The organism is Bacillus pacificus, assembly GCF_020861345.1.
Taxonomy (GTDB): domain Bacteria; phylum Bacillota; class Bacilli; order Bacillales; family Bacillaceae_G; genus Bacillus_A; species Bacillus_A pacificus.
In genome coordinates this window covers 2,579,139-2,601,967 of sequence record NZ_CP086328.1, presented here as the reverse complement: position 1 = coordinate 2,601,967, position 22,829 = coordinate 2,579,139, and the positions used below count along the sequence as shown (strand labels likewise).

Here is a 22,829-nt window from a genome sequence, read left to right as displayed (position 1 = left end):
GTTTTTTATATGGATGAACAAAGAGTCGCAATTGTAACTGGCGGAGCTTCTGGTATCGGTAAAGCTTTAGCTATTCAATTAGCAAATAAAGATATATTTGTAATTATCGCAGATATTAATGAAACAAGTGGTCAAGAGCTTGTGAATAATATAAAAAATAATAATCAACTAGCTAGGTTCGAATATTTAGATGTTACTAACGCTGAATCCGTAGAGGAACTTATTATAAAAATAGTTAATGAGTTTGGTAGAATTGATTATATGTTTAATAATGCAGGAATTGCTATGTATGGAGAAGTATTCGATATGTCTTTAGATAATTGGAAACATATTATTGAAATAAATTTATTAGGAGTAATTTACGGGACACAATTGGCTTACCAATTCATGAAAAAACAAGGATTTGGTCATATCATTAATACTGCGTCTGCAACAGGTTTAGGACCTGCTCCACTTTGTACCGCGTACGCAACTACCAAACATGCTATCGTCGGTTTAACCACTTCATTACATTATGAGGCAGAAGAATATGGTGTAAATGTAAGTGTGCTTTGTCCAACTTTTGTAGATACACCCATATTTGAAAAATCAATTGCAATTAATATGAATAAGAGCCAAATTATAAAACAACTAAAAACAAATAAGCCGATTTCAGCAGACAAGTTTGCTGAAATTGCGCTGAAAGCTATTCATAAAAATAAATTAGTTATATGTCCAATGCCGTTAAAAAAAACAATGGATGTACTCTTCACTTTATTTCCTTATCTTCATAAAAAGCTAATGCGTTTCGTATGCCGAATTGGTCGAAAAGCAAAAATGAACCAACTGTAAATGTCTGATTATTTTTTATTTACAGTTAAATATAAATGTGATAATATGGAAAAATCAAATGCAGTGAAGAGAAGAGTAAATAAAATGAATTTTTCACAGAGAGCTCCATTTAGCTGAAAAGGAGTAAAAATTCTTTATTGAACCAAGCCTCTGAGCAGCACATCGGAACCTATTATTAGGGGGTGGTGTGACGGGAGCTCCCGTTATAGAGCTATGGTATAAGCATGAATTAGAGTGCAGTACCTGATAAGGTTAATATGGTGACATATTAACAAACTAGGGTGGCACCGCGATGATAAATCTCGTCCCTAAGACTAAAGTCTTGGGGGTGGGATTTTTTTATTGGTTAAAAATAATTTGGAAAGCGGGGCCGAAAATGAAAAACTTACTTAACGATTGGAAATATCCTTTATTATTACTGTCCGGAGTTGGTATTGCAAATTTAGGGGCATGGATTTACTTAATAGCACTAAACGTACTTGTCTATAATATGGGCGGTTCAGCCCTAGCTGTTGCTACTTTATATGTAATTAAACCATTAGCCGCTTTATTAACAAACGCTTGGTCAGGGAGTATGATTGATCGTTTAAATAAACGAAAATTAATGTTTCACCTCGATATATATCGTGCGGTATTTATCGCTATTTTACCTTTACTTCCATCACTTTGGATGGTTTATGTATTCGTATTCTTTATTAGTATGGCTAATGCAATTTACGAGCCAACTGCTATGACATATATGACTAAATTAATTCCAGTTGAGAAAAGACAACGTTTCAACTCATTGCGTAGTTTAATAGGATCTGGTGCATTTTTAATTGGCCCAGCGATAGCGGGAGTATTGTTAATAGCAAGTACACCAGAGTTTGCAATATATATAAATGCTATAGCATTTCTCTTATCAGGAGTAATTACATTGCTATTACCTAATCTTGATAAAAAATCCGATATGCATATATCAAATGACAAGTTATCTTTAGCTGTACTAAAAAAAGATTGGAACATCGTTTTAAATTTTAGTAAAAAATCTTTGTATATCGTTTTTGTGTACTTCTTATTTCAAGGGATGATGGTTTTAGCTACCGCAAATGATTCGCTTGAATTGTCATTTGCTAAAGAAGTTCTATTGTTAACAGATAGTGAATATGGATTTTTAGTTAGTGCCGGCGGGGCTGGAATTATTTTAGGAGCTATAACAAATACAATGTTATCTAAAAAATTAGCGCCTTCATTTTTAATTGGAATAGGATCATTATTCATTGCAATTGGTTATTTAATTTATGCTTTTTCAAATGGGTTCGTAATAGCTGCTATCGGATTTCTTATTTTATCTTTCTCTATGGCATATGCAAATACAGGATATTATACCTTTTATCAAAACAACGTTCCCGTTCACATAATGGGACGGATTGGAAGTATATATGGACTAGTAATTGCCGGCATAACCATTTTGATTACGATTCTATTCGGAGTTGCAACTCAATTTATTTCTATACAACTTGTAGTTATTGTAGGATCATTGGTAATGTTACTTATAACTATTATATTGTGTGTGTTTACTTTATTACCTTCAAAATCCAAGGTATATCATGCTGAATCATTAGATTCCAAATAATTTTTTCTTCCATTTTTTAATTAGTATACATCACTAGAGGATTCTTCCATCTATATATTGAATAATAATTAGGTGGAAGAATCTCTTCTGCATATGACGGTGACAAATATGATTAATGCAAAGGATATAGTCCAGAAAATTATTATATCTAGATTTAGATTGTTCAATTGATTATATGTCTAAAGCAACGAAGTAGGAGTTGAAAAATTAATAAAAATATAGAGGGAGCTTTTAGATTACATGGATATTAAGATTAGAGCATATAAAAAATCTGATGAAACCGGTTGGGTACGTTGCCGTGTGTTATCTTTTTTAGATACAGCATATTACGATAACGTATTTAGAGAGAAAGAAAAATATGAAAATCCTGCAATTGAATTAGTAGCTGTATACGAAAATCAAATTGTGGGTTTAATAGATATTGAATATGAATTAGAAGAACGTACGGTATGTTCAAGAGGGACAGGTCTTGGCGGCATGATTTGGCATATTGCAGTTCATCCGGATTTCCGTAGAATGAAAATTGGTAATCAACTATTAAATGAGGCAGAAAAGTTAGCGAAAGAACTTAACCTAAATCGCCTGGAAGCATGGACTAGGGACAACCTATGGGTACATGGATGGTATGAAAAGAACGGATTTGTAAACGTAGATTCGTATTTACACGTATATAGCGATCATACAGACGAGATAAAAGGTGTAATGAAAAGTAATATTGATCAGTTATATCCGGTTCAAACATTTGCTCATTATACAGGTGAAAATAAAGAAGACATAAGAAAACAATTTAAACGAGTTCATGATTGTTTTTGTTTTGAAAAACATTTTAGTTGACTAGAAAACCTTTATTTTATAAATAACGGTACTAAAGACGTACGGGTAAAAAGTACGTCTTTTTATTTTTTAAAATAATGCTTCAGACTGATGGGAAATCAAATTCCACATCATACAATTGAAAGGAGTTATCGTATTTCAATTATGAAATGAAAAGAAGAGAATATAATTTTTAAAGGCAAACAACTATATAGGAGGACTTTAAATGGATATTGTACTTGTTATTCTTATTATTGTTTTGCTGCAAGGGAAAGAGCGAAAAATCAAAATAAATCGCATTTGGCTTGTTCCAGTTTTGTTGGGCTTTGTAACAATCCAGTCCATTATTCATATGGGACAAATAACTTTGCTGCAAGGACTATTATTTGTTGCAATGCTTGGAATTGGCTTAGGTTTTGGCATTATACGCGGAAAAGTTTTAACATTTCGATTAGATAGTGAAACGGGTCATGTATTACGAAAAGGAAATTGGTTAAGCACAATGATTCTTCTTGTTATTTTAGGTGCGAAAATTGGAATTAAGCAAAGTATGTTTTCAGGTAGTACACATTCCACATTAATGGTTGTAACGAATGCCTTTTTATGTATTACATTAGGTACGGTAATAAGTAGACGATATTATATCTGGAAAAAATATAATGAGTTAATACAAAAAGTGTAAATACATTTATCCCTTGTTTAACAATGCTGTGAACGGTAATACTAAATAACATTGAACTTTTATAACAAGGGATGATCATATGATATTCATTTACACTGATTTCGGCGGAACACATTCAACTGCACTCGCTGCAGCTTATCATTTAAATAAATTGCCAACTGACCGTAAGTTAACGAAAGAAGAAATATTAAATGTAGATTACTTTAATAAATTGAAAACCGAAGATATGGGGAAAATTATTTTTCATGGAATAGATGAAAATGGTAATCCTGTATATACAATTGGGTGCGGGGCATCTAAAGTCGTTGTACCTGCGATGAAGCATTTAGGAGAGATTTTGCAAAAACATTATCAAAGTCATGAAAAGATCGTTTTTTCTAATACATCACCAACTGTACCTTTACCAATGACTTTTGGCGGTCTGTTTTCTAGAAGATTTCATATTGACTTTATTGGTGTACCACTACTCGTATGGGGTGCAAAACTTAGCTGTGATAACATACAAAGACTTGTTAGTTATACGAAAGAAGCAGGTCGCTTGACGAACGATTATGTTGTGATTTTAGATAATGAAACTTTTAAATAATGTATGAGAAAAAGAAAATCGAGCAAATTTCTTGATTTTCTTTTTAATTTGTGAAAAAGACAAGAAATATTCACATTTATCATCTATCTACTATAGCCAAAACAATAAAGTCCTGTTACTATTACAGGGATATTCTCTTTTCATAACATAAATATATAGAAAAATTAGAAAAGAGGAATTGAATTAAGGGAGGAACAACATGAAGCGTGTTGCTTGGATTACTGATAGTACAACTGCGAGTTTTACAACAGAAGGAGATAACTTTGTTATCCCAATTGAAGTTATTATTGATGGTGTGTCGTATAAAGATTGTGAAGAAGGTGTGCGCGAGCGCGTTTATAATGCTTTAAACGAAGGTAAAACTGTCACTACATCACAACCTAACATAGGGGAAATGGTAGAGTTATTTTCGAAATGCAAAGAAGAATATGAAGAGGGATTTGCAGTTGCTATTAGCGGAAAAGTAAGTGGAACCTATCAAAACATGAAGTTAGCTGCAGAAATGGCAGGTTTCCCATTAACGGTATTAGATAGCGAAACAACAAGTTATCCAATGGATGAACTAATTAGAAAAGCGAAATCGTTATACAATGATGGTATGACTTTACAAGATATACACAAAACATTAGTAGATGAAAAAAGAAGACCTTTCCACGTATTCCCGAAAAGTTTAAAGGGTCTTTACGCAAGTGGACGTGTAAAGGGAGTTCAATTTTTACTTGGGAGTTTATTAAGTGTTAACTTAATATTAGAAGTAAAAGGTGGCGAGCTTTTACTTGAAAAGAAAGTTCGCAAAATCCAAAAATGTCGAGAATACATTAAAAATGAACTTGAAAAAGAATTACCAAAAGTACTTCACATGTTCCATGCTAACGATAAACCTGGAGCTGAAGAATGGATTGCAGATATTAGACAAGCATTCCCTGAAATGGATTTCAAACTATATCCATTACCAATTTCATTTGCGGTACATGCAGGTGAAGGTACAATAGCAATTAGTTATTAAGAAGAAAACCCGTGAATGATTCGCGGGTTTTTTTATTTGAAAATGGGGACACACCATGTCTATATTAAGCAAAAGAATTCATTTTATTGTTTCCAGGACTAACCAATCACTCGACTTATTTAAAAATATAAACCTTTTCCTACTGGCTGAACAGTTTCTAGTACAATATCAACCATTTCTTCATTAAGCAGGGTCCTTATAATCCAAGCTGAAAGTTCTTGAGCAGCAAAACAACCCGCAGCAGTTGAAATATTTCCTTCGTTTACGAAACTTTTTTCAATAACCTCTACGCCAAATTCTTTAAGTTGTTCTACTGCGGATGGATATGTAGTTGCTTTTTTGCCAGTTAGCAATTTTTTAGCTCCTAATAGTAGTGAACCAGAACACATAGATCCTATTAATTGTCTTTGAGGATCTACATGAATGCTATTAATATATTCTTGGTTTTTATATAAATCTTGTACACCTTTACCGCTTGCAAATATTACAGCGTCAGCAGAAGGAAGATCAAATATACTTCCTGTCATGGGAATACGTAAGCCAGACATGGATATATGAGTTTTTTCCGTTCCTAAAAGCTGGACATCCCAATCAGAAATACCACCAACTAAACGTACACGATTTAATAAATCCCATGGTAGAAAAACATCAATATCAGTAAAGTTATCGAAACAGACTATTGCAATTGTCATTTTCTAATCCCTCATTCCGTATGTATATCCCCTTATTTAGAATATAAACTCCTCCTTTTTATTTTCTATATTAAGTTATAAATTCCTGTATATCCTATACGTTCTATACGATGGAAATTTAATTAAATAAAAGGATTATACACCTTATAAAATATGTGGTATTCAAATACCCCATACATAACGTAAATAATGTTGTTTCAAAAGTTTAAAGGGTTTTTAAATATAAAAATAGAAATCTGTATAAAAAAATATTTAAATGGTAGGGATATTATGAAAATCGGTAAGTTTGGAGAAGTAAATAACTTAAGTATTGATACAATTAGACATTATATGGATCTTAGTCTCATTATTCCTGAAAAAAAGGGAGGACACTATTTTTTTGATGAGTATTGTCAAACAGATTTAGAACTCATTTTATATTACAAAGATTTAGGATTTAGTTTGAATGAAATTAAAGAACTATTTTTTTATAAAAATTTAGCGAAATCTATGAATTACGAAAAAGATACTTTTTACCAATCTTTATTTAAACTGAAATATGACAAGATGGAACAGGAAATAGAACTTTTAGAGGAGAAACGGGATAAATTAAAGGGAGTGTTACATGATTTATTATTAACAAATGAAACTTCTAATTCAATTATAGGGATAGATTTAAGTGTACTACATTTACTTACATGTTCTAAGTGTAGCGAAAAATTAATTCTTCAAGATGGAATTATTACTAACAATCAAATTACTGAGGGGAAGTTAATTTGTGATTGTGGTGAAGAATATATTATTACTTCAGGAATTATAACTGCGGGTAAATTATTTAAAGCAAATGAGCTGACGTCACTTGATGATACTATTTCGGATTATATTCATGAAACGGATACTGCTTTTTTAGAAAATATACAGAAGGGAGGAGAATGGGCGAAAAAGAAACTAATGCAGCTAGATTTAAATAATAAGATACTACTGGATTTAGGATCCGGCCTCGGATTCTTTTTACGGAATAGTTATGAAGAACTACCGGAAGATTGTTTATATATTGCTGTTGATCGAGATTTGAATAAACTTTTATTTTTAAAAGATGTAATTGAAAAAAGAAATCCTAAAAGAAACATTTTATTTATCTGTGCTGATTTCTTAAACATCCCTATTCAAAAAGATTCTGTTGATATTGTAATTGATCAGTCTGGTACAAGTAATTATAGTTTTGAACATGAGGCTTTTTTATTACACGAATTAAATTCGCTTTTTAAACACGATTGTTATTTATTAAGCTCATTTATTTTATTTAATAAATTCAGTATAAATAGCCAAATTACAACTAGATTTCGAGAGAATTTTAAACTTTCAAAAGTAATGAAAGAAATTCATAATCTAAGGTTTCAATCCATTGATGAACGAACGTCAAATTATTTGGAACGGGGCGGAAAATACGAGGATTTCTTTGTTCAAGGAGAAGAAATTTATACATATTCATTTTTCGGAAAAAGATGGGGTTAACCCCATCTTTTATTTATTTTCCCTTCAAACTTTTCAAATCGTACATATTGCGATTGGGTTGACCCGAGAACTTACAATGTACGTAACACAAAATTAGGCAGGGGGAAAAGTTATGGCAAGTTTACGATTACATATGGAAAATAAAAAAAGAAACCAAGAGTTAAGAAATATTTGTTTATATTCAATTGCAAAAACAGTATCACTATTCGGTAGCTCTATTTATAGTTTTGCATTAGGATTGTATGTTTTACAAATAACTGGATCTGCGTTAAATTTCGCGATTACGCTCATATTAGGAACAATTCCAATGATTGTTATGAATCCATTTGCCGGTGTAATTGCTGATAAGGTTGATAAAAAGAAACTCGTCGTTTGTATGGACGTACTAAGCGGATGCTTATTAATAACTGTTTATATATTAAGCAGCTATTATGGTTTAAACTTATTCATCGTTTATACTACTACCTTTCTTATGACAGTATTTACAACATTTTTTGGAATAGGGTTAGAGGCTGCAAAACCAAATATCGTCTCTAAAGAGAGACTAATGAGTCTTAACTCTATAAGTAAAATTATCGACTCTATATCTTTAATTCTAGGACCTATGTTAGGAGGCATTGTTTTTGCGGTCTTTGATATGAAAACTTTTATAATTATTAACGGTATTTCATTTATCCTTTCGGCTATATCCATATTGTTTATAAACTTTAAATTGTGTGAGCGATACATAAATGAGGAATGTTCAATTAGAGAAATTCATTTTATTAAAGATATAAAGGAGGGATGCTCTTACTTAATGGAGCGGGAAAGCCTAAAAAATACGTTTCGTATTTTAATTTCATTTAATTTTTTCCTTGGATTTGCTGTAACTGTTCCATTGCCATACATTATTAATACAGTTCTCAACCTTAGTTCTAAACAATTTGGTTTGATTCAAGGGACTTTCCCGATAGGTATGATAGTTGGTGCAATGTTAGTGAAAAAGATAACGAATCGTTTTTCTTATTCCTATCTATTGAAAAAAATAAGTTTTATGTTGGCAATTTTTATGATAGTTTCAGGTGCCCCAGTCCTATTCAAAAGTATTGAAGTTAATAATATTGTATTTGTTACTATGTATTGCGCTATTATGTTCTTTTTAGGGCTAATGATAGCATTAATCGATATCCCTTTAATTTATTTTATGCAAAGAGAGATTCCAGATGAATATAGGGGCAGAGTGCTTAGTATTGGATTAAGCGTAGGTAAAATGATGCAGCCGATAGCACTGGCATTATCAGGTCTATTATTAAATCATATTCCAGCCTACACACTTCCAATTGGAGGAGGGATCGTATTTCTTATTTTGAATCAGGTTTACTCAAATAAATTGAATTTAGAAATTCATTCAAAAGGGTATAGTGTTGAACGTAATTAAATAATATGGAAAAAGCGCAGGATCATCATCCTGCGCTTGTCTATCGTAATTCAGCTGTTTTTCTAATAACAATCTTATCAATATCGTCTTCTTCATCACCAATAAATAACCCGCGTTCTTTTAAGTACGCTTCAAAATATAAATCTGCTTCTGCACGTTCATCATATGGTTTTACAGATAGAACGAAACCTAATTTGTTTTGTTCCTCTAAATGAGAAGTGGAAATGTAAGCTGGTACATTGTGTCGTAAAAAGAGTTCTTTAACCGGAATAATCATATCTTTCATTAATTTCGTTAACATACCCATCTCAAACTCGAAATTAAAGCGATCTATACTACATAAATCGGCGAATACTACACCGATAAAACCTGTATTAAATACTTCTTGATATTCTACGTCTTCGTCATGATTACCGTAAAAATTCTTTTCGATTAAATAATTTACAAAATAAGCAACACCGTCACTTTGTTCAAATGGTTTCGTTGAAAGAACAAAGCCGATTTTCTTTTGTTTATGTAAATATACACATGACATATATGCTGAAATGTTATGTTCCTTAAATAGAGAACTTGTTGCCCCAGAGAGACCATCTAATACGTGATGAACAATTTGAAGTTTTTTACGAGCGAAATAATAGGATTTCTTTTGTAACTCCAATGTATCAATAAAGACAGAGCCGATAAAGCCTGTATTTGAAATGATAGGTGTTTGCTTTTTTCTTCCTCTGCGCTTTGCTTGAGCCATTGTAAAAATCATCCCTTCATGTACAATTAAAATAAAAAGAACGTTTGTTCGTATATTTATATTTTACTATTAAAACGCTATAAAGTAAAGGGTTTTTGACGAAAAAAACAACAAAAAAGACACCTGCAAAAGGTGCCTTAAACGCTGTGGGGAAGAGGGTTCATCCCCACAATTTATATTATGATACAGAAACAATCTCTTCTGTATCTTCTACATCTAAATGACAGTCCATTGTACGAACATCTTGATCTTCATGACTTCCGAAATAAATAGTAATTTTCATATGTATCGCTCCTTTATTCTAGGAATACCTAAAATAATTACTAGTAATGATAATATTTATTATATACCACTTTTTTCATTCCGACAACGTTATATCATTTTTTATTCTTTAAGGGCGCAAAGAGTAATGTAAAGAGATATTTTTATAGAAATAGGTACATTTCTTATATGTTATATTTAATACTGAAGTATTCGAATACAAATTTTATAAAAGGAGCAAAATGGATGAATTTTAAACAGTTACTAATAGATAATTTTACATATAAAACTTCATATATTGCGCGGCAGGCACAGGGAATGAATGTGAAAGAAACGAAGGATTACATTGCTGTCGACTGTGGTTTACCTGCAGATACATTTAATATCATTACTTTACTAAACAATAATGTAACAGAAGGGATCGAGAAATTATATAAAGAGGTAAACAACTATAATCAAAAGAAATTTCCAATGAGTGTTTGGTTTTGGGATGATAGGTACGAGCAGACTATAAAAAGCGAATTAATAAAACTGGACTTAAAAGAAGCAGAACAAAATATTGCAATGGTCGCAGAATTAAATACAATTCATCCGACAATAAACATGCCAGAAGGTTTTACAATACAAAAAGCATCTTCACCAGAACAAATTAAAAAGTTTGGAGAAACGTTAGCTAATTTGTTTGGTTCATCAGAGGAAGGTATACATGTACAAGCATTCTACAATCAAACTGCTTCTTTCGACTTATGGAATAGTGGGAATATGAACCTATACTTAGGACTTTATAAAGATGAAGTCATATCGGTTGGTTCATTAGTATGTACAAAAGATAGTATTGGTATTTATGATATAGCAACGAAAGAAGAAATGAGAGGAAAAGGATTTGGTTCTACTATGTTTCATTACTTGCTACAAGAAGCAAAGGCATTAAACGTTGCTCAATGCGTATTACAAGCTTCACCTGATGGGATTAATATTTATAAAAAGGCCGGTTTTCAATCTGTTGGACAAATGACTGTATTTGAAAATCGACATTTATTTGAATAAATTATTCAAGCCAAATTGCTTTCATGTAGGAGTTAATAAATCATTATGAAAAAGATATATATCGTTACAATACTTTGCATCTTTATAGTAATAGGTACTTTTGTTTTTCATAAAGTAAATGAACGTAAGTACACGAAAGCTATTAATCAATCAACTCATATAAAAAACATTGCACATAGAGGAGCTTCTGCGTATGCACCAGAACATACAATAGCAGCTTATACATTAGGACAACAATTAAAAGGAGATTATATAGAAATAGATCTCCAAATGACAAAAGACGGATATTTAGTAGCTATGCATGATGAAACATTAAATCGTACTACAAATGGTACAGGACTAGTCAAGGAACATACATTAGAAGAAATAAAGCAACTAAATGCAGGCTCTACTTACAATAAAAAGTATCCAAATTTAGCAAAGAAAGAATATGAAAATGCTAAAGTTCCAACACTCGAAGAAGTAATTGAAGTGTTTGGGCATGACGCGAACTATTATATTGAAACAAAATCACCTGATGAATATCCAGAAATGGAAGAAAAGTTATTAGAAATTATTAATCACTATGAAATACAGGATAAAGTTATTATTCAATCATTTAGTGAAGAAAGTCTGCAAAAAATTCATAATTTAAATGTTAATATACCCCTGGTGCAATTATTATCCTATAAGAAGGCAGTTCAATTAACTGAATTAGAGATAAAAAAGTATAAAACATATTGCATTGGTCTTGGAATGAACTATAAATATATTGATTCAGCTTACGTAAAGAAAATAAAGAAACAAGGATTAGAAGTTCATCCATTTACTGCAGATAATGAAGCAGACATGAAAAAGTTACTATTATGGGGAGTTGACGGGATGTTTACGAATTATCCGGATCGATTACATTCATTATTAAAGTTTTAATTAAAAGAAACTGTTTTTAACGTAATAGTTTATATAGGTTTTCGAGTAATATATAATTAAATTAATCTAGTTAAACTAAAAAGGAGTGTAAGTAGGATGAATATATTAGCTGTTGTCCCACGCCTCTATGTTTCAGACTTACAAACTCATCTAGAATTTTACAAAATACTATTAAAGCAAGAAAAACCACACGAATTTCAAATGAACGGAACGCATGTGATTAGATTTACAAATTTACTTTTAATTGAAGAATTAAAAGAAACAATTAAGAATCATGTTGCTGCAACGATTGTAATTGATGATCTCAACGAAGTAAAAGAACTAATCTTAAACTATAACGGCGTAATGATTACTGAACCAATACAAGTACCCACAGGTATGAAAATGATAATTCGTCATCCAGATGGTAATATCATTGAATACATAGAGCCGACATTGAAATGAAATATGAAAAAGACGTGAAGAAGAATCCAATAAGCATATTGGATTCTTTTTTTGCTAGTTTTACGAACCGAACGCGAAAGAATACGACATTGGGTATTATTTTTCATAAGTTTAGTCAGAAAGTAACGAAAATGTAATGAATTTTAACTACGCTTTTTATATTTTTTTGATACACTGGCTACGAGAGGAATACCGATTAATGTAGGTAAAAACCAAAACCATATAGGTGGCAGTAAATTAATTATGGGAATATGAATACCGACGTTTACTAAAAGTGCGGTTACCGCACCTATATAAGAACCTAACATACCTCTAATATGGTGGTGGATCCAATTTTTCCAGCGTTTTTTTCTTGCAAGGTAGCCATAAATCGCAAAAGCATAAGAGAAAATTGCTACATAAAATAAATATGCGATTTTATCCCAGTTTATAATGGATAATATAATTGCAGTGAGGGTAATGACAACATAGGATGCATGATATATTTCGCCCCATTCCGTATGTTTCCCTTTCTTCTTTTGAGCAACCATCGCCACAATACCGGTAATTAAACATATTGTTCCAAATAAAATGTGGATGGTCAAAAGAACATTGAAAATACTCATAATAATTCCTCCTTTTTTATTTCTATAGTATTGCAGTATAGGAGAAAAGTTGAAACATATCGTTTATTCGTCTTAATATATTGAAATAAAGGTACTCTTAGAACAAATTTTCTTGAATTTAGTGAGTCACGTATTACGTGAAATGAAGGAGAGACTTCCATGTTTACATCTATTACATATTTACAATCAGGGAATGACAAGCAACAAAAGGTTTATGATGTTTTGAATAAACTAAACATCATGGAGGATTTAGCTTTATATAATCCCGTTCTTTGCGGGACTATACCTATAAGAATTGATACGCTTCAATCTGACTTAGATATAGTAATGGAAGTACATAACTTTGATGTTTTTGAACAAGAAATGAGATCTTTATATGGTTCTTATGAAGGATTCAAAATAAAAAAGAAAAAAATTAAAAATACCGAATCGATAAAGGTGAATTTTAAATTTGAAGGTTTTGATTTTGAATTATTTGCCCAGCCTAAGCCAGTGCGTAACCAAAATGCGTATAGACATATGATAGTAGAACACATGTTATTAATGCAGCATCCACATATAAGGGAAGAAATTATTCGCTTAAAAGAGAAAGGTTTAAAAACAGAGCCTGCTTTTGCTCAAGTATTAAACATTGTCGGGGATCCTTATGACGAACTTATTTTATTGGGACAGGAAATGAGATTGTGGTAAATAAGATATACAAAAACTCCTCCATAGAAAAAGAGGAGTTTTTGTTATGCCATTAGCTTACGAATTAATTCACTCAACAATTTAATCCCGTTAGTGATTTGTTCAGAGGAAGCATATCCATACGATAAACGTATGTACTGATCTGATTCTTCTTCATAGATACGTCCTGGGTTTAATAGAACCCCTTTTGATAGAGCCTCTGAAAATAATTTCTTCATCGGAATGCTAGGTACTACCTTTAGCCATATAAAAAATCCACCACTAGGAATATCCCACGTTGCAACATCTGCACAATACTTATTTAAAGCCCGTATCATGATTTGTCTTCGTTCTTTTAGTTGAATTCTTACGTTTGCAACATGTTCCTCATAAAAACCTTTATTTATCCATTCGGCAGCAACCCTTTGAGATAATGAACTCGATCCATAGTCTGTTTGCATTTTTATATCTGACAATCTATCAATAACTGGTTCAGGTCCAATAATCCATCCAATTCTAAGTCCTGGGCTAAGTGTTTTAGATAGGCTACCAACATATAATACATGTCCATGTTTATCTATCGACTTTAAAGGGACTGGAGGTGGTTCATCAATCCATAACTCGCGATAAATATCATCTTCAATAATAGGTAACTGTTCCTTTTCACATATTTTTATTATTTCTTTTCTTCGCTCTTTAGACATTAATATCCCTGTTGGGTTTTGAAAACTAGGGATAGAATATAAAATGTTTTTCTTTTTACTATATTTAATGCGTTTTAATAATTCGTTAGGTAAAACACCGTGATGATCCATAGCTATACCAGATAAATTTATATTTGCTGATTGAAATACATGAAGTGTATATAAGTAAGAAGGTTGTTCAAGTAAAACAGTTGATTCTCTATGCAAAAGACCAATTGATATTAATTGCAATGCTTGTAATGCACCAGAGACGATTAATATAGAACTCGGTGACGTATGTATTCCGAATGATTTTACGTATTTACTTATTGCTTTACGTAACGGATAAAACCCTTTTTGTTCTTCGTATCCAAAATAATCTAATTCCTCACTTACTTTTTTCATAATGGACTGCATCGTTTCTAACGGAAAAAGATGAGGAGCAAGTTCGCCTTTACTAAGATGGATAAGTTTGTTATTTGCTTCTGCCTCATTTATTTCTCGTACCATTAACTTGCTTGGTTTATGAATACCGGCCTTTACATATTCACTCCAATCAGGTGGTGGATTCGTTGCTAATAATGACCATGTATTATTCGTTACAATTGTTCCTGCTCCAATTTTCCCTTGAATCAGTCCATCAGCCATAAGTTCATCTAGTGCAGTTATTACAGTGCTACGATTTACTTCAAATGATTTTGCTAACTGCCTTTGACTAGGGATCTTACTTCCAATTGGCCACTCTCCATTTTCAATTTTTTCTTTCATATAATCTACTATCTGCCGATACTTAGGCAGTTTTTTACTATTTGTCATAAATAAACTCCCCTCGTTCACTTAAAAAATGCCAAGTGGTTGGTTTTTACGATAAGTAACTGGTTGAAGACATTGTATCAACTATTAAATATGATGAAAAGAAATAATTGGTAATTCGAAAATGGTTGGTTTATTAGGGAGGGAGAGACAACATGCATAATAAAAAATGGGATTTACGCATTATATGCGCTCACGTTTTTACGATTCTTATATGGGGATCTGCTTTTCCGGCAATTCGTATGGGGCTTTCATCTTATACACCTGAGCATCTGACTTTACTACGTTTATTAATCGCTTCATTTATACTTCTGTTGTTTTCTTTTATTTACAAGTTACGAATACCGGATTTAAAGGATATCCCAGCAATTTTTATATTTGGTGCTTTAGGATTTACTTTTTATCACATCGCATTAAACTATGGTGAAAAAACAGTAAATGCTGGATCGGCAAGTTTAATCGTTTCCGTCACACCTATAGTAACGGCAATTCTTGCTTCTATTTTTTTGAACGAAAAAATGAAATTAAACGGTTGGATCGGTGGTGTAATTAGTTTTATAGGAATTGCTCTCATATCATTTAGCCAAGGAGATGCTATTCAATTAAATAGTGGGGGATTATTTATATTATTAGCAGCGACTTCAGAAAGCTTATATTTTGTTTTCCAAACTTCTTACCTAAAAAAGTACGGCTTCTTACCATTTACGATATATACAATTTTATCTAGTACGGTATGTATGCTTATTTTCTTCCCGGGAATGTATACAGAAATACTAGCAGCTCCTCTTGAAGTGAATATGAGTGTTATATATTTAGGTTTATTTCCAACAGTACTCCCATATATCGCATTGGCTTATATCATATCTCATTCTGGTGCTGCTGAAGCAACAAGTTCTCTATATTTAACGCCAGTAACTGCATGTTTCGTTGCTTGGATATGGTTAGGAGAAGTACCGACTTTTGTTTCAATAATTGGTGGGGGGATTACTATACTTGGAATTTTGATTGTTCATATACCAGTATTAAGAAAAGAAAAACATAGGAATCTAGCAAATGATCAATCCGTATAATGTAATTCAATTATAATTTTATGATACTTTTTCATATAGTTTCTTTCTTATGTTGATAAATATAATATTTTGTATTTTAGTTAAATATTGTATGTTGTATTTTATGTAGTAAGCATTTTAAAAGGAGCTGACAACATAGAGCATTTTATGAATTTACAGGTGATAAAACTTGGCTTACTGTTATTAATAATTTGTACGATGTTTATACACAATTTAGTAATAAGTACTCTCCAAATACAGGACTTATTTCAGATTTCGTTGTAAAAAACCCACCACAACCCGCACCTAAAGACTTCTTAGATGAGTCAGAATATACAAATGCATATTATTACAATGCTAGTCGGGTACCATTGAGAATTGTAATGGACTATGCGATGTACGGCGAGAAAAGAAGTAAAGTCATTTCTGATAAAGTCTCTTCATGGATTCAAAATAAAACGAATGGAAATCCTTCTAAAATTGTGGATGGTTATCAATTAAACGGATCTAATATTGGTAGTTATTCAACTGCTGTATTTGTTTCACCGTTTATTGCTGCAAGTATAACGAGTAGCAATAATCAAAAGTGGGTAAATAGCGGTTGGGATTGGATGAAGAATAAGAGAGAAAGCTATTTTAGTGATAGTTATAATTTATTAACTATGTTATTTATTACAGGAAATTGGTGGAAACCTATACCTGATGATAAAAAAATACAAAATCAAATAAATGATGCAATTTATGAAGGATACGATAATTAATTAAATTTGAGAATGGTTACTTAAGAAAGGAATTAGCATACGCTAGTTCCTTTCTTAATATTTTGTAAAACATTATCCATTCAAAAATTCGCATAGATATACTTGCTTTTTTCATATACATAGTTATTGATGACGCTATGTTTTTGTGAGGGGAGAGTATTTCTTGGAAAAAGTATTATTTTTCGGAGACCCAGGTATTGATGACTCATTTGCCATTATGTATGGTTTACTGCATCCCGAAATTGAAATTGTCGGTATTGTAACCGGATACGGAAATGTTGAGCATATACATGCTGCACATAATGCAGCGTATATTTTACAGTTAGCAAATAGACAAGACATTCCTGTCATTAGTGGTGCAACAAAACCACTTACAGAAGAAATCACTACGTACTATCCTGAAATTCACGGAGCAGAAGGATTAGGGCCCATCCATGTTCCAGAAAATATATTATCTATTCCAATATATAATTTCGGCAGTATTGCTGCGATTCTTATAAAGTACGGAAAAGATTTAACGATTGTTGATGTAGGAAGATCTACCTCGTTAGCAATTGCTTTTAATTTATGGAATGATTTAATGCTAAATGTAAAAGGAATCTATTTCATGGGTGGTGTTTTTTTAGAAGTAGGAAACGTTACGCCATTAGCAGAGGCAAACGTGTATGGGGATCCTATAGCAAGTAAAATTGTTTTCCATCAAGCAAAGAATTTATTCATATTCCCTTTAAATGTAACAAACAAAGCTGTGTTAACACCAAATGTATTTAACTATATTCAAGCTAATACAAAGAATCCATTTCATATGATAATGAAACCAATGTATGATTACTATCTATCCGCATACAAAAAACTTAATCCATCTATGGAAGGACCTTTGCTACATGATGTGGTTGCAATAAGTGGATTAGTAAATCCAAGTTTTTTTGAATTTGTGCATCGTACAGTAAATATAGATACATACGGAGATACGAAAGGACAAACATTTGCTGATTTTCGCCATAGCTCTATATCTGAAGGAGCCCATATAGCATTAGAAATAGATGAACAAAAATTCATTCAAGATTTTATAAAAACCATGTTATAAGTTGGTGTCGACAAAGGGAATTGTTTCACTACGTTGAATATAAACATACATCCTCTATATAAGGGAGCTTACAATATTGAATGTCCAGTTAAAGGTTGTTACGAGAGAAAATTGGGAAGAAGCATTAAAGCTACAAGTTAAAGAAAATCAGTTGAAATTTGTTCCATCCGTAGCAGTTTCACTTGCTAAAGTATATATAAAACCAGATGGTGACAATGTAGAGTACATGCCATTTGTGATATATGATGGCGACCATATGGTTGGTTTTATTATGCATGCTGTTGTAAGAGAGACATCGGATATGTATTGGATTAACGGATTTATTATTGATCAATCGCAGCAAGGTAACGGTTATGGAAAAGCGGCATTACAAGAAAGTATATACTTAATAAAAAATACGTTTAAGGCATGTAAAGAAATTAGATTAACAGTACATAAAGATAATATCTCTGCTAAGAAACTATATGAACGTTATGGTTTTCAATCATTGGGACATGATTATGATGGCGAACAAGTATATCGCTTATTCGTTTAATTATTATGTAATAAAGGTGTGAAATGAATTATGCAATTTACTGAAGTGAAAATTGAAGTATTTATCCCTGAAGAATACATTGAAATGTTGAGGAATGAGTTAAATAAAATTGGTGCTTGTAAAACGGGAGAATATGATCATTGTCTGTCCTATAGTTCTGTGAAAGGATACTGGAGACCGTTAAAAGACGCATCGCCTTTTAACGGGGAAATTGGTCAGATTTGTGAAGGGCAAGAATGTAAAATTGAAATAAAGTGCAAACGGGATCTTGTAAAGGATGCACTTGAAGTCATTAACAAAATTCATCCATATGAAACACCTATGATTTATATTATCCCAATATTAAATGACTATTTTAATCAAATATAAAGTAAATGAATGGGAGGAATAGCAATTGAAAAATAAATTTCATCATATTGTACGAGCTGTTATGATTAAGGATGAAAAATTGTTAGTAGCTGAATATATTGGCCATCATTATTTTTTACCAGGTGGTCATGTTGAAGTTGGCGAATCAGCTGAGAATGCATTAATAAGAGAACTACAAGAAGAACTCGGAGTAAATTGTAGTATAAAACAATTTTTAGGAGTCATAGAAAACCAATGGCAAGATAAAGAAGTTCTTCACCATGAAATCAATCATATTTTTGAGATAGATTCACAAGAGTTACATATTGATTTCATACCAAAATCTAAAGAATCTCATTTAGCGTTTCACTGGATTGATTATAATCAAGATGCTTTACATACTTATAAAATCATGCCAGTACCTTCAGTTAAAGAGTTACTAGAAAGAAAATTAAGTGATGAACTACTAAACTGTTGGATTAGCAATTTTTAAACGCCTCTATCAATAGTAAATCTGTCCGCCAAAAGGAAAATAAGAAAATAGGCTAAAAAACAAGGTACATCACCTAGTGTAAGTTCATATTTTGTTGATGTACGCATTTAGTCTATAGTCTTGTTTCTACTTTATTTACAAAAATTTATTAACTTTCATATTTGGACGGAATTTACATTAATAAATGGAGGGTTTCATAATGAATCAGTTTCAACAAGAACTACAATCATTAAACCTTAATGATTTTCAAACTGGTAATGTTGTTTATTGGGATCAACAACAAAATCAATATCCGTATTATTACATCCAAGGCGATGTACGTCGTTGCGGTGGATGCGGAGGTTGTGGCGGACGCTGCGGTGGTTGTGGCGGCAGATGTGGTGGATGCGTAGGTTGTGCAGGATGTTTCGGTTGCTTTAATTGCTGGAACTGGTGGATCATTTAGGTATAGAAGATCAAAACTATTTTACATGAAAGAAAGGTGTGAAAATTATTTTGCACTTTTCTTTCATGCTGTAATTTTGTATTAGTGTTAAGGGGGATTCATTTGTATACATATGATAAGTTGATTTCTTGGGTAGAGAATATAAAAGAAAAAAATCATAGTTCTGCAGCAGCACTTTGTATTATAAAAGATAATAAAATCGTACTAGAGCATTATAGTGGTTATCACACAAATACATCTACAAACAAGAGAGTAACAGCATCTTCACAATTTAACATTGCTTCTGCTAGAAAAAGTTATTTAGGATTAATGATAGCGTATGCGCTTTACGAGGGGAAAATAAACTCTATTGATGATGAAGCGATAAAATATTTTAAAGACTTTGATCCTGTATTGCTTGGTAAAACGACGATAAGACATTTAGTAACACATTCGCACGGATTAGAAGAAACGAATGACGGGACAATTTTTCGTGAATTTGAACCGGGGCAAGGATGGGCGTATAGAGATATTAATGTAAGGATGATGACACGTCTTATTTATCAGCTATATAACAAAAGTTTTCCTGAATTGTTAAAAGAGCGTGTGTTTAAACATGCTAATTTTCAAGAAACAGGTTGGAGAGTTCAGCAAGATGAAAATTTAGTTGAAGTCGTTAATGATCCAAATGAAGATGCAATTAGCGCAATTGGTACAGTAGATGACGGTACGGAAAAAAATCTGTTTGTTTCAGCTAGAGAATTTGCTTATTGGGGAAATCTTCATTTAAATCAAGGTGTATTAAACGGGAAACAAATTGTTCCAAAAGAAGTTATAGAAATTGCGACAAGTTTACAGAGTCCAACATTTACAAACAATGAACTACCACAAAATGGGTTATTTTGGTTCGTTCAAAATGAATCTGCACAGTTGAGTGAACTTGGTGAACGAGTACCAAAAGGATCATATCAAATATTAGGAATTACGGGGCCAACTATATTAGTAATACCTGAATATAATGTAGTTGTTGCAAAAATGTATAATAAAAGATATAACTACGGCGGTGATAATTATTTATATTATTTACGTGAATTCAGCAATTTAGTCGCGGATACATTTCGTAACGGTAATAGGGCATAATTACTCCTATAATGAAAAGGAGTGAGAGAAAGTGAAAGATAAAATGAATAAAAACAAAAAGCAAAACATTAAAGATATAAATACAGAGCAAAATGCAATTTATAGCGATCCGAAAGATGCAGCTAATATGCAAACGGTACCGCAGCCGAAGGATTTTGATGAAATTGAATATTAATTTTTCGTTTATCCGACCATATGATGAATCAAAAATACATCTTAAGTCCCATCACATGATTGAAAACTTTTGGTACTCTATATACATAAGCATTTGAAAATGTCTTATCTTAACAAAGCTTTCTTTAAGTAAATCTAATATAACCTGCAGAAAGACACTTCATTATGGAGTGTCTTTTTGTGTACATGAATTCAATTTCCATTTTTCATGCAGTATCTTGCTTTTTATGATGGTTATACTAACTGTGAAAATTCATGTCACGATAAAAGAAGGGGACAGTTAGTATGAAACAAACCTCTATAAATCCGTTACTAATTGTTCTAGGTACAATCATTGTTCAAATTGGCCTTGGAACAATTTACACATGGAGTTTATTTAATCAGCCCCTTGTTAGTAAGTTTGGATGGAACCTTAATGCCGTTGCGATAACTTTCTCCATTACAAGCTTCTCTTTATCATTTTCAACATTATTTGCAGGAAAGTTACAGCAAAAATTAGGGCTTCGAAAACTCATCGCTACTGCAGGGATTGTGCTGGGACTCGGTTTAATACTTAGTTCACAAGTTTCTTCCTTACCATTACTTTATTTATTAGCTGGTGTAGTAGTTGGTTATGCAGATGGAACTGCTTATATCACATCATTATCTAATTTAATTAAATGGTTTCCAAATCGAAAAGGACTTATTTCTGGTATATCTGTTTCTGCATATGGAATGGGTAGCTTAATCTTTAGATATATAAACGGAAGTCTGATCGATAGCCTTGGTGTATCACAAGCATTTTTATATTGGGGTATCATCGTTTTACTTTTAGTATTAATCGGATCGTTCTTCTTACATGAAGCAATAGTAAGTAATACTGTAACTGAGACATTACACAATGATTATACGCCTCGTGAAATGATGCGAACGAAACAAGTATATCTTTTGTTTTTTATGCTATTTACGTCGTGTATGGGTGGTCTATATTTAATCAGTATGGTAAAAGATATTGGGGTACAGCTCGTTGGACTTAGCGCTGCAACTGCTGCTAATGCCGTCGCAATGATTGCAATCTTTAATACAGTAGGTAGAATCATTCTTGGAACGCTATCAGATAAAATTGGCCGAATGAAAATTGTCTCTGCAACGTTTATTATTATTGGATTGTCAGTCTTTACATTAAGTTTCATTCCATTAAATTACGGGATTTATTTTGCTTGTGTAGCCAGCGTAGCCTTTTGCTTTGGTGGTAATATTACAATATTCCCAGCCATTGTTGGGGATTACTTCGGTTTAAAAAACCATAGTACAAATTACGGGATTGTATACCAAGGGTTCGGATTTGGTGCGCTTGCAGGATCATTCATCGGAGCATTATTCGGTGGATTTCAGCCGACCTTTATTATAATCGGTATTTTAAGCGTTATTTCCTTCGTTATTTCGATATTAATTCGTCCACCAAAAGCAGAGAAGAAAAAGGAAATAAAGCAGCTACATCGAAAAATAGCTTAATTCTACAAAAGG

The 22,829-nt window shown here is 32.1% G+C and carries 25 protein-coding genes, 1 pseudogene and 1 other annotated feature; of the genes and pseudogenes, 22 read left to right on the top strand and 4 right to left on the bottom strand.

Annotation, left to right across the window (positions count from 1 at the left end; all coding sequences use genetic code 11):
* The first annotated feature begins 9 nt into the window (after positions 1-9).
* The 6 genes from LMD38_RS13700 (at position 10) to LMD38_RS13675 (ending at position 5,533) form a co-directional block, all read left to right on the top strand.
* The gene (locus tag LMD38_RS13700; protein WP_016717598.1) at positions 10-831 is read left to right on the top strand and encodes an SDR family NAD(P)-dependent oxidoreductase; all 822 of its coding nucleotides are present in this window, start codon (positions 10-12) and stop codon (positions 829-831) included.
* A gap of 54 nt (positions 832-885) precedes the next feature.
* Positions 886-1,144: a binding site (T-box leader), on the top strand.
* Between the two features lie 63 nt (positions 1,145-1,207).
* The gene (locus tag LMD38_RS13695) at positions 1,208-2,446 is read left to right on the top strand and encodes an MFS transporter (RefSeq protein WP_227585342.1); all 1,239 of its coding nucleotides are present in this window, start codon (positions 1,208-1,210) and stop codon (positions 2,444-2,446) included.
* A gap of 240 nt (positions 2,447-2,686) precedes the next feature.
* A complete protein-coding gene (locus LMD38_RS13690; RefSeq protein WP_062822562.1) occupies positions 2,687-3,280 on the top strand; it encodes a GNAT family N-acetyltransferase in 594 nt (197 codons plus the stop codon).
* 205 nt (positions 3,281-3,485) lie between these two features.
* A complete protein-coding gene (locus LMD38_RS13685; RefSeq protein WP_016717601.1) occupies positions 3,486-3,941 on the top strand; it encodes a DUF1453 family protein in 456 nt (151 codons plus the stop codon).
* A gap of 79 nt (positions 3,942-4,020) precedes the next feature.
* Positions 4,021-4,527 carry a DUF3189 family protein gene (locus tag LMD38_RS13680; protein WP_016717602.1) on the top strand — a complete coding sequence of 169 codons (507 nt, stop codon included), beginning with the start codon at positions 4,021-4,023 and terminating at the stop codon, positions 4,525-4,527.
* 199 nt (positions 4,528-4,726) lie between these two features.
* Positions 4,727-5,533 carry a DegV family protein gene (locus tag LMD38_RS13675; RefSeq protein ID WP_000831949.1) on the top strand — a complete coding sequence of 269 codons (807 nt, stop codon included), beginning with the start codon at positions 4,727-4,729 and terminating at the stop codon, positions 5,531-5,533.
* A gap of 119 nt (positions 5,534-5,652) precedes the next feature.
* Here LMD38_RS13675 and LMD38_RS13670 read toward each other — a convergent pair whose 3' ends face one another.
* Complete coding sequence (locus LMD38_RS13670) at positions 5,653-6,225, bottom strand: DJ-1/PfpI family protein (protein ID WP_016717603.1); 573 nt, start codon at positions 6,223-6,225, stop codon at positions 5,653-5,655.
* Positions 6,226-6,495: 270 nt separating this feature from the next.
* On the opposite strand from LMD38_RS13670, the gene LMD38_RS13665 reads away from it, so the two are divergent.
* Positions 6,496-7,719, top strand: a complete 1,224-nt coding sequence (locus LMD38_RS13665; protein ID WP_062822563.1) for a methyltransferase domain-containing protein — start codon at positions 6,496-6,498, stop codon at positions 7,717-7,719.
* Between the two features lie 112 nt (positions 7,720-7,831).
* The gene (locus tag LMD38_RS13660) at positions 7,832-9,136 is read left to right on the top strand and encodes an MFS transporter (RefSeq protein ID WP_062822564.1); all 1,305 of its coding nucleotides are present in this window, start codon (positions 7,832-7,834) and stop codon (positions 9,134-9,136) included.
* A 40-nt stretch (positions 9,137-9,176) separates the two neighbouring features.
* On the opposite strand, the gene LMD38_RS13655 is transcribed toward LMD38_RS13660, so the two are convergent.
* The gene (locus tag LMD38_RS13655) at positions 9,177-9,893 is read right to left on the bottom strand and encodes a hypothetical protein (RefSeq protein WP_002021581.1); all 717 of its coding nucleotides are present in this window, start codon (positions 9,891-9,893) and stop codon (positions 9,177-9,179) included.
* A 495-nt stretch (positions 9,894-10,388) separates the two neighbouring features.
* On the opposite strand from LMD38_RS13655, the gene LMD38_RS13650 reads away from it, so the two are divergent.
* From LMD38_RS13650 to LMD38_RS13640, 3 genes are all read left to right on the top strand, one after another.
* On the top strand, positions 10,389-11,189 hold the full coding sequence (locus LMD38_RS13650; protein ID WP_001009763.1) for a GNAT family N-acetyltransferase: 801 nt from the start codon (positions 10,389-10,391) through the stop codon (positions 11,187-11,189).
* Positions 11,190-11,234: 45 nt separating this feature from the next.
* Positions 11,235-12,098: a glycerophosphodiester phosphodiesterase gene (locus tag LMD38_RS13645; RefSeq protein WP_016717605.1), complete on the top strand. Its 864-nt coding sequence runs from the start codon at positions 11,235-11,237 to the stop codon at positions 12,096-12,098.
* Between the two features lie 96 nt (positions 12,099-12,194).
* The gene (locus LMD38_RS13640) at positions 12,195-12,542 is read left to right on the top strand and encodes a VOC family protein (protein ID WP_001022863.1); all 348 of its coding nucleotides are present in this window, start codon (positions 12,195-12,197) and stop codon (positions 12,540-12,542) included.
* A gap of 143 nt (positions 12,543-12,685) precedes the next feature.
* On the opposite strand, the gene LMD38_RS13635 is transcribed toward LMD38_RS13640, so the two are convergent.
* A complete protein-coding gene (locus tag LMD38_RS13635; protein ID WP_000021776.1) occupies positions 12,686-13,147 on the bottom strand; it encodes a DUF2306 domain-containing protein in 462 nt (153 codons plus the stop codon).
* Between the two features lie 159 nt (positions 13,148-13,306).
* Between LMD38_RS13635 and LMD38_RS13630 the strand changes: the two genes are divergently transcribed.
* Positions 13,307-13,837, top strand: coding sequence for a DUF4269 domain-containing protein (locus LMD38_RS13630; protein WP_000495174.1), 531 nt, complete (start codon positions 13,307-13,309; stop codon positions 13,835-13,837).
* A gap of 44 nt (positions 13,838-13,881) precedes the next feature.
* Here LMD38_RS13630 and norG read toward each other — a convergent pair whose 3' ends face one another.
* Positions 13,882-15,315 carry an efflux pump transcription regulator NorG gene (gene norG / locus LMD38_RS13625; RefSeq protein WP_016717606.1) on the bottom strand — a complete coding sequence of 478 codons (1,434 nt, stop codon included), beginning with the start codon at positions 15,313-15,315 and terminating at the stop codon, positions 13,882-13,884.
* A 152-nt stretch (positions 15,316-15,467) separates the two neighbouring features.
* Here norG and LMD38_RS13620 point away from each other — a divergent pair, with 152 nt between their 5' ends.
* The 10 genes and pseudogenes from LMD38_RS13620 to LMD38_RS13575 all read left to right on the top strand — a co-directional run bounded on the left by LMD38_RS13620 (position 15,468) and on the right by LMD38_RS13575 (position 22,817).
* Complete coding sequence (locus tag LMD38_RS13620) at positions 15,468-16,382, top strand: DMT family transporter (RefSeq protein ID WP_062822566.1); 915 nt, start codon at positions 15,468-15,470, stop codon at positions 16,380-16,382.
* Positions 16,383-16,519: 137 nt separating this feature from the next.
* Positions 16,520-17,122: pseudogene (locus LMD38_RS13615) on the top strand (glycosyl hydrolase family 8); the annotation flags it as partial.
* A gap of 163 nt (positions 17,123-17,285) precedes the next feature.
* Entirely contained in the window at positions 17,286-18,209 is a 924-nt protein-coding gene (locus LMD38_RS13610) for a nucleoside hydrolase (protein WP_073531015.1), read from the top strand.
* A 76-nt stretch (positions 18,210-18,285) separates the two neighbouring features.
* Positions 18,286-18,744 (top strand): GNAT family N-acetyltransferase, encoded by a 459-nt coding sequence (locus tag LMD38_RS13605; RefSeq protein ID WP_062822568.1) that lies wholly within the window; start codon positions 18,286-18,288, stop codon positions 18,742-18,744.
* 30 nt (positions 18,745-18,774) lie between these two features.
* Positions 18,775-19,113, top strand: a complete 339-nt coding sequence (gene cutA, locus LMD38_RS13600; protein WP_016717611.1) for a divalent cation tolerance protein CutA — start codon at positions 18,775-18,777, stop codon at positions 19,111-19,113.
* Positions 19,114-19,138: 25 nt separating this feature from the next.
* Positions 19,139-19,585, top strand: coding sequence for an NUDIX domain-containing protein (locus LMD38_RS13595; RefSeq protein WP_016717612.1), 447 nt, complete (start codon positions 19,139-19,141; stop codon positions 19,583-19,585).
* Between the two features lie 199 nt (positions 19,586-19,784).
* On the top strand, positions 19,785-20,030 hold the full coding sequence (locus LMD38_RS13590; protein ID WP_001071372.1) for a heterocycloanthracin/sonorensin family bacteriocin: 246 nt from the start codon (positions 19,785-19,787) through the stop codon (positions 20,028-20,030).
* Between the two features lie 102 nt (positions 20,031-20,132).
* Positions 20,133-21,149: a serine hydrolase domain-containing protein gene (locus LMD38_RS13585; RefSeq protein ID WP_016717613.1), complete on the top strand. Its 1,017-nt coding sequence runs from the start codon at positions 20,133-20,135 to the stop codon at positions 21,147-21,149.
* Positions 21,150-21,180: 31 nt separating this feature from the next.
* Entirely contained in the window at positions 21,181-21,324 is a 144-nt protein-coding gene (locus tag LMD38_RS13580; protein ID WP_016717614.1) for a hypothetical protein, read from the top strand.
* Positions 21,325-21,608: 284 nt separating this feature from the next.
* Positions 21,609-22,817 (top strand): L-lactate MFS transporter, encoded by a 1,209-nt coding sequence (locus LMD38_RS13575; protein ID WP_062822569.1) that lies wholly within the window; start codon positions 21,609-21,611, stop codon positions 22,815-22,817.
* The last annotated feature ends 12 nt before the right edge of the window (positions 22,818-22,829 follow it).